7 protein-coding genes and 3 pseudogenes are annotated in these 6,211 nt (G+C 42.2%); 7 read left to right on the plus strand and 3 right to left on the minus strand.

What is annotated here, in order from left to right:
* The 7 genes and pseudogenes from QUB56_RS35960 to QUB56_RS35985 all read left to right on the plus strand — a co-directional run.
* Window positions 1-189: hypothetical protein (locus QUB56_RS35960; protein ID WP_332961143.1), on the plus strand; the 189-nt coding region annotated here is incomplete at its 5' end.
* 122 nt (window positions 190-311) lie between these two features.
* Window positions 312-587: a hypothetical protein gene (locus QUB56_RS35965; protein WP_332961149.1), complete on the plus strand. Its 276-nt coding sequence runs from the start codon at window positions 312-314 to the stop codon at window positions 585-587.
* Window positions 588-618: 31 nt separating this feature from the next.
* Window positions 619-732, plus strand: coding sequence for a transposase family protein (locus tag QUB56_RS35970; RefSeq protein WP_332961147.1), 114 nt, complete (start codon window positions 619-621; stop codon window positions 730-732).
* Between the two features lie 69 nt (window positions 733-801).
* Complete coding sequence (locus QUB56_RS35975) at window positions 802-990, plus strand: hypothetical protein (RefSeq protein ID WP_332961144.1); 189 nt, start codon at window positions 802-804, stop codon at window positions 988-990.
* Between the two features lie 36 nt (window positions 991-1,026).
* Window positions 1,027-1,664, plus strand: a pseudogene (locus QUB56_RS35980) (ISL3 family transposase).
* Window positions 1,665-1,779: 115 nt separating this feature from the next.
* Window positions 1,780-1,872: pseudogene (locus QUB56_RS37600) on the plus strand (IS1 family transposase); the annotation flags it as partial.
* Between the two features lie 188 nt (window positions 1,873-2,060).
* Window positions 2,061-3,170 (plus strand): annotated as a pseudogene (locus tag QUB56_RS35985) (IS630 family transposase).
* Window positions 3,171-3,790: 620 nt separating this feature from the next.
* Here QUB56_RS35985 and QUB56_RS35990 read toward each other — a convergent pair.
* The 3 genes from QUB56_RS35990 to QUB56_RS36000 all read right to left on the minus strand — a co-directional run bounded on the left by QUB56_RS35990 (window position 3,791) and on the right by QUB56_RS36000 (window position 6,133).
* Window positions 3,791-5,143 carry a SidA/IucD/PvdA family monooxygenase gene (locus tag QUB56_RS35990; protein ID WP_332961145.1) on the minus strand — a complete coding sequence of 451 codons (1,353 nt, stop codon included), beginning with the start codon at window positions 5,141-5,143 and terminating at the stop codon, window positions 3,791-3,793.
* Window positions 5,144-5,245: 102 nt separating this feature from the next.
* Window positions 5,246-5,719 carry a GNAT family N-acetyltransferase gene (locus QUB56_RS35995; RefSeq protein ID WP_332961146.1) on the minus strand — a complete coding sequence of 158 codons (474 nt, stop codon included), beginning with the start codon at window positions 5,717-5,719 and terminating at the stop codon, window positions 5,246-5,248.
* 21 nt (window positions 5,720-5,740) lie between these two features.
* Window positions 5,741-6,133 (minus strand): VOC family protein, encoded by a 393-nt coding sequence (locus QUB56_RS36000; protein ID WP_332961148.1) that lies wholly within the window; start codon window positions 6,131-6,133, stop codon window positions 5,741-5,743.
* Between the last annotated feature and the right edge of the window lie 78 nt (window positions 6,134-6,211).

A 6,211-nucleotide genomic window follows, 5' to 3' on the forward strand; every position in this document is an offset into this window, starting at 1 on the left:
ACGTCGCTTTTATCAACTTGGAATGCGGGCTGCAACCCTTATGAAGTCTACTTCTTAGACCTCTTTGTTACCCCCCCAGGTAGCACTACAAGTAAACAAGGAGTTAGACACACAGAGAAAACGCGAAAAGCTCCCGGCAACAAATTTATAAAAATACAAAAAGTTACACTTAAAGAAAGCAGAGTGTAAACAACTTTTAGAGTAATTAAACAAAAAAAAAGTATCCCTTATTGAAAAATTAACAATACTTAAATGAAAAGCAAAAAAATAAGCTAATGAAAGTGAAAAGTTTTTGTCCGATCCTCAGAATAATGGATGAATTAAAAGAAAACTTTAGACAAATTTTTGAAAAAACAACAAATTGGTTAAAGGCATTATTTAGGTTCTTCCGTACTTATTGTGCTAAAATGTTAATAAATAGTTCAAAAACAAGCTTTGCAGGAATAAAATATGAAAAAGTTAATGACAAATATACTAAATTTACCTGGCGTGATAGTAGAAGATTACAAACAGACAGCAGAAACATTGATTTTAGTAGTAAAATCACAAACAAAAACAGCAAACTGCCCTCTTTGCGGTCAATGTAGTCATCATTTACATCAAAATTACAGATATTTAGTGAGAGATTTACCGATGGGAGATAGAGAAGTAGTACTGAGAGTAAATCGGCGCAGATTTAAGTGTAAAAATTGTCGCAAACCTTTTAATGAAAGGTTGGATTTTCTCGAATAAAATAAAAATTTTACAAATAGGTATGCACAAAGTATTGCTGAACAAGTTGTCCATAGTGACATTAAGAACGTGGCTAAAAATAATAAATTAACAGAAGAAGAAGTGTGGTCAATGGTAAAAAATGTAGCCAATAAAGTATTACCTGTGGATGTAAAAAAGTTACAGAAGTTAGGCATAGATGAAATTAGTTTAGTAAAAGGACAAGGAAAGTTTATAGTTGTATTAGTAGATTTAAAGACACATAAGTTAATAGGTTGAGTTGGCGATAGAAAACAGGCGGCAATCGAAAAGAAGATGCTTGAATGGGGAGAAGAAGTCTTAAACCCGATTGAAGAAATAAGTATGGATATGACGGGTAATTATAAATCCTTAGTCAAAAAACTTTGCCCGAATGCTAATGTAACAGTAGATAGATTTCATGTGACAAAAATGATTCATCAGCCATTAAATCAGGCGAGAATCGACCAATAAAAGGCATCATCAGCGCTAAAAATGAAAAAAAAAGCACAATTATTGGATAGTTTAAAAGGAAGTAAATATACATTGTTTAAACTAAAAAAAAACTTGTCCAACGAACAAAAATTAAAATTAAAACAAGTAAAAAGTGTTTCAGAAATACTAGAAAATAGGCACATTTTAAAAGAAGAGTTTCACGGTTTATTTGAAAAGAGTAATAATTTGGGTGATGGGATATTAGAATTAACCGATTGGTTAAAAAAGGCACAACCATACTATAAAAAAAGTACAGAAACAATCAAAAGATGGTTCGGAGAAATTGTGGGGTATTTTGAATCAAAACTAATGGAATAGTAGAGGGAATTAATACTAAATTAAAGCTATTAAAAAGGTGTGGTTTTGGTTTGAGAAATTTAATAAACTTTGAAATACGGGCATTACTTCTTTGGCATTTTCCTAAAAAAAAAGCACAATAAGTACGGAAGAGCCGGAAATTTTGGCATCTTTCACCGATCGCGTCATTGGTTTTCTCACCGGATGGTCTTGGATTTTACATTCTTTATCTCTATCACATCTTTAAAAAAATGGTATAAGTGCGCGGAAATGCTCAGGCACTCTATTAAATTATTAATACATTACCTAAAATTTCAGGATGTTCCCGTTCCGGCAGTATTCATACCTTGATTCAGCAAGGCCCTGTTTTTGATAATCACCTGATTTACTGGGCACGGAATAAGACGACGACGACTCGCCAGGCGGCGATTGATTCTCCCTTGACAGTGTTATTAAATGAGGTCGAATTATATCAAGTCCGGTAGCACCGGACTTGTATAATGGGGGTGTAGTTAAGGGGCGCGCGCGATCAAATCATTATGGGCAAACGTCTGGTTATTGAACCACATCTGTCAATCGCAGAACTGGAGAGTCACTACCGAACGGCCTGGGACCCAATTGAACGGACTCGCTACCAAATTGTCTGGCTGCTAGCTAGAGGATTTGTGACCGAAGAGGTAGCTTCAGTCACGGGCTACTACCGAGACAGAATTCGGAAAATAGCCCGTCGTTACAACCAAATGGGTCTGCCTGGATTAATCGATCGCCGTCGCATTCATCCAGGTCGCGAGCCAATGTTATCAGATATTGAACAAGCGCATCAAAGGCCAAGCACTTGACGGGTTAGCGGACGATGGTGGACTGTGGAATGGTCGTGCATTTGCCGATTGGGTAGCACAATTGACAGGAAAACCGATTCATAGGCAGCGTGGTTGGGAGTATTTGCGACAGATGAACTTTAGACAAAAAGTGCCACGACCTGTTCGCGACGAAGCTGATATTGAGCAACAGTTTGAATGGAAAAAAAACTCAATGTGAAACAGGCGCGAATGCAAGCAAAATACCCCAAAGCGGACATCGAAGTTTGGGCAATGGATGAACATCGATTAGGACTCAAACCAATACAGCGACGTGTCTGGGAACAGCAAGCAGAACAACCAATTGCTGCTGCTAAATGGCGTTTTCAATGGCTATGGCTCTACGGATTCGTTCATCCTGAATCTGGAGAAACTTACTGGTGGATTCTACCACTCGTCAATATCGACCTCTTCAACAGAGCTTTGGCAGATTTTGCACAACATTTTGGTGTGGGTAAGAACAAGGGTATCATCTTAGTTCTCGATCGAGCAGGTTGGCACACTAGGGACAAAGTAAAAATTCCTAAAGGAATTCATTTGTTTTTTCTGCCTGCTTATTCTCCTGAATTACAGCCTGCTGAACGTTTGTGGCCTCTGACAAATGAACCAATTGTCAATCGCTCTTTTGAGTCGTTGGATGAACTCGAAGTTGTGTTATTCGAGCGCTGTCGTCGTTTGCTTCAACAACAAGAATTAATCCGTGGTTTTACTTTCTTTCATTGGTGGCCGTGCCCCGCCACTGGGTCAGGCGTAAGAGACCAACAACTCAACTCATTAGCTCGCTCGCCGTAACAGCACTTGCCCCAGATAATTGGGGTAGCGATCAAGCACGCCCTGCCTTCAAAGAGAACGTCAACAGTCGCTGGTATTAGTCTCTCGTAGAGCTTCCAAGCTTGTCGGCAGCGACTGTTGCCGTTCAACAATGCAAGAAAAAATACTCCTGACAAAAGCCATTTCAAACAAAATAGCGACCGCCAGATTATACAAGTCCGATACAACCGGACTTGATATTACCCAAAATGCGCCATCTCTTCCCCGGCAGAGCGGAATGGCACATCACGACTCGCGCCTATGATAAGGCGTTGAGGGAGACATTGGGGTCGAGCCGAGATACGTGTAATTTAGTGCCACCAATTTTGATTGGACTGAATTTGACCTATATCACTCAAAAGTTATGGTCTGAAACCCCTATTCTTTCGTAGGAGACGATCGCTCAAATGACCTGAAACCATTTGATTAGTTGCCTTGCTGCGCAGCTAACCAGGATTTTGGGCAGCAGGAGCTTAACGTCTAGAATCATTGTATAGCAACTGTTTTCGAGATCCATGGCACTATTTTACACGTATCTTGGCTCAACCCCAAGTAAGCCTAGACATGAGAAGGAGTTCTCTCTACCCGACAACAAAAGCAAATTAGTTTACATCTGACTGCCAATGCGGTGCAATGCCGTAAGTTTGGAAAACCGTCTTGGTGGAGGTCGGATACCGATCGTAGCCGAGTAAACGGTTGATAATCACCGAGTTGCGGTAACGTCCAAGTCCCAAATCGGGTGCGGAAATGCCATGGGTATGCATCTCGCCGTTTTGCACGAAAATATCGCCAGATCCTTCGATACGGGTTTGCAAGGTGTAGTCCCGGCTCACCAGCGGTTTTCGCGCGCTGTCGAATTCAATCAAGTGGAGTATCCCATTCAAACACTGCGGCAAGGTGCAGTTATAACCCGAACCGAGCACTACTGCTTCGGTCGATAGCTGGAACGGGCGATCGAGGTCGATATGGTGGAAATCCAACTTCCAACTGTTTTTCTCGGCATGCGCGGCAGTCAACTCACTGCGAGCCTGAATTACAACTTTCGGCGCAGCATCAATGGATCGAATATAAAGGCAGTCATAGATTTCTTTGATAGTACTGGAGGAGATGCCCTTGTACGAATTGCCTTGGGCCGCCAAAAGTGATTGGCGACGTGATTCAGACAAACCGTAAAAATATTCTATATAATCCGGTGAAAAGTGCTCCAAGACCAGCTTCGAGTATTCCAACGATAAAAAGCCGCGACTGCGGGTCAACCAGTTAAGCTCGTAGTCGAAGGTTAGTTGATCCGGGAGCAAATCTAAGAAACACTCGGCAGCGCTCTGGCCGCTGCCGATCACAGTGATACTTCGTTTCTTCTGCAACTCGGATTTGGCAAATTTATAGCTTGCAGTATGGATGAAATCGCGGTCGTTCAGGTGGTGCTTAAGTGCGTGCGGCACAGTGGGGTTGGTTCCCACGCCCAAGACCACGTTGCGAGTGTAGTGCTGGGTTATCCGATCGATCGCGACGTTGCGAACCGTGACGCAATATACGCCGTCAGACTCGGAAACATCCACCACTTCATGTCCGAATTGAAGACTTTGTAGGCGATTTGCGACCCAACGGCAATAGCGGTTGTATTCGTTACGCGGAATGTGGAAGGTTTCGTAAAAAGAAAATTGATACAAGCGGCCATAGGTGTGTAGGTAATTCAGAAAACTATACGGACTGGTAGGGTCGCTCATGGTGACCAAGTCTGCGAAAAACGGCACTTGTAGATAACAATCTTCTAATAGAAGACCTTCGTGCCACGAAAATTCATGCTTAGTGTCGAAGAACACACTTTTATGGGTATCTATGGAGCTTAGTAAGGCTGCCAGCCCGAGATTAAACGGTCCAATGCCGATTCCGATCAAATCAAAAATCTCTTTTTCACCAACATCAAGGGTGTGAGTGCTATTTTGCATATTCATGTTTTTTTTCCGAATCAATGGTCGGCAGGCACAGGGATCTCTCACTATCGCGTAGATGATTCCTGCACCGTGCATTCAAGATAGGCAGATTTTTCGGACAGATTAGTCAAATACGACCTGTTCAATAGGTGGTGTCAGAATTTGATGGTAGGTGATATATACATTTTCCCGCACATAGCCTAACGACTCATACAAACTCTGGGCAATTTCGTTGGTCCTAGCGGTATCAAGCGTTAAGCGTTGCGCACCTTCCCGTGCGAAATAATCTTTAATGTAGTTCATTAGATAGCGAGCATAACCTTTTCGTCGCACGGTTTGGGCGATATACAAATCCGAAAAATAATAGTAGGAACGCAACGTTAACGAGCAAATCGCTGGATAGAGCTGGGAGAACCCCACTGGAATTCTATTGTCGTCGAGCAGCAAAAATATTTTGGAGCGTTTTTGCCTTAGATTTTGCTCGATAAAGGCGCGAGAGATCTCCAAATCGCTTGGTTGCTCATAAAAGATTCGGTAATCGTTGAATAACTCAGCGAGAATATCGAGTTGTGCTTCGGTGCAGTGAATGACTTCCATTAAAACTCCCATGTATTCAGATCAGACAACTTGACCAACTTCAATTTGAACGCCGTTCAGATCCCTGAAAAAAAAGGCACGATATCCACCCAATTGGTTTGTGGCGTAGGGTTGCTTGGTAGTCGGCTCGATGCCAAGCGCTTTCACTCGCTTGAATACATCGTCAATGTCATTCACCATGAAGGCCAAGTGGATACCACATACGTCGTTGTGGTTTGCCACCAAGTGACGACCCTTGGAACTGTGGTGCTCAATCAATTCGAAATTGCGGTTGCCGATGCGCACCATACAGGAATGGTAGTTCGGCTCTTCCACCTTGATGATTTCGCCCACGCCGTCTCCGCTAATGTGGGTGGACTCTTCATAGATTTCCACAACAGTGAGCTTTCGGTAAAATTCAAGGGTCTCATCAATACGGCTCTCCTGAGTTTATGGTGTAAAATGTACCTAATAATACATTTACCGTTATGAGCTTCCATCTAGACTATCTAT

It is taken from the genome of Microcoleus sp. AR_TQ3_B6 (assembly GCF_036702785.1).
Classification (GTDB): domain Bacteria; phylum Cyanobacteriota; class Cyanobacteriia; order Cyanobacteriales; family Microcoleaceae; genus Microcoleus.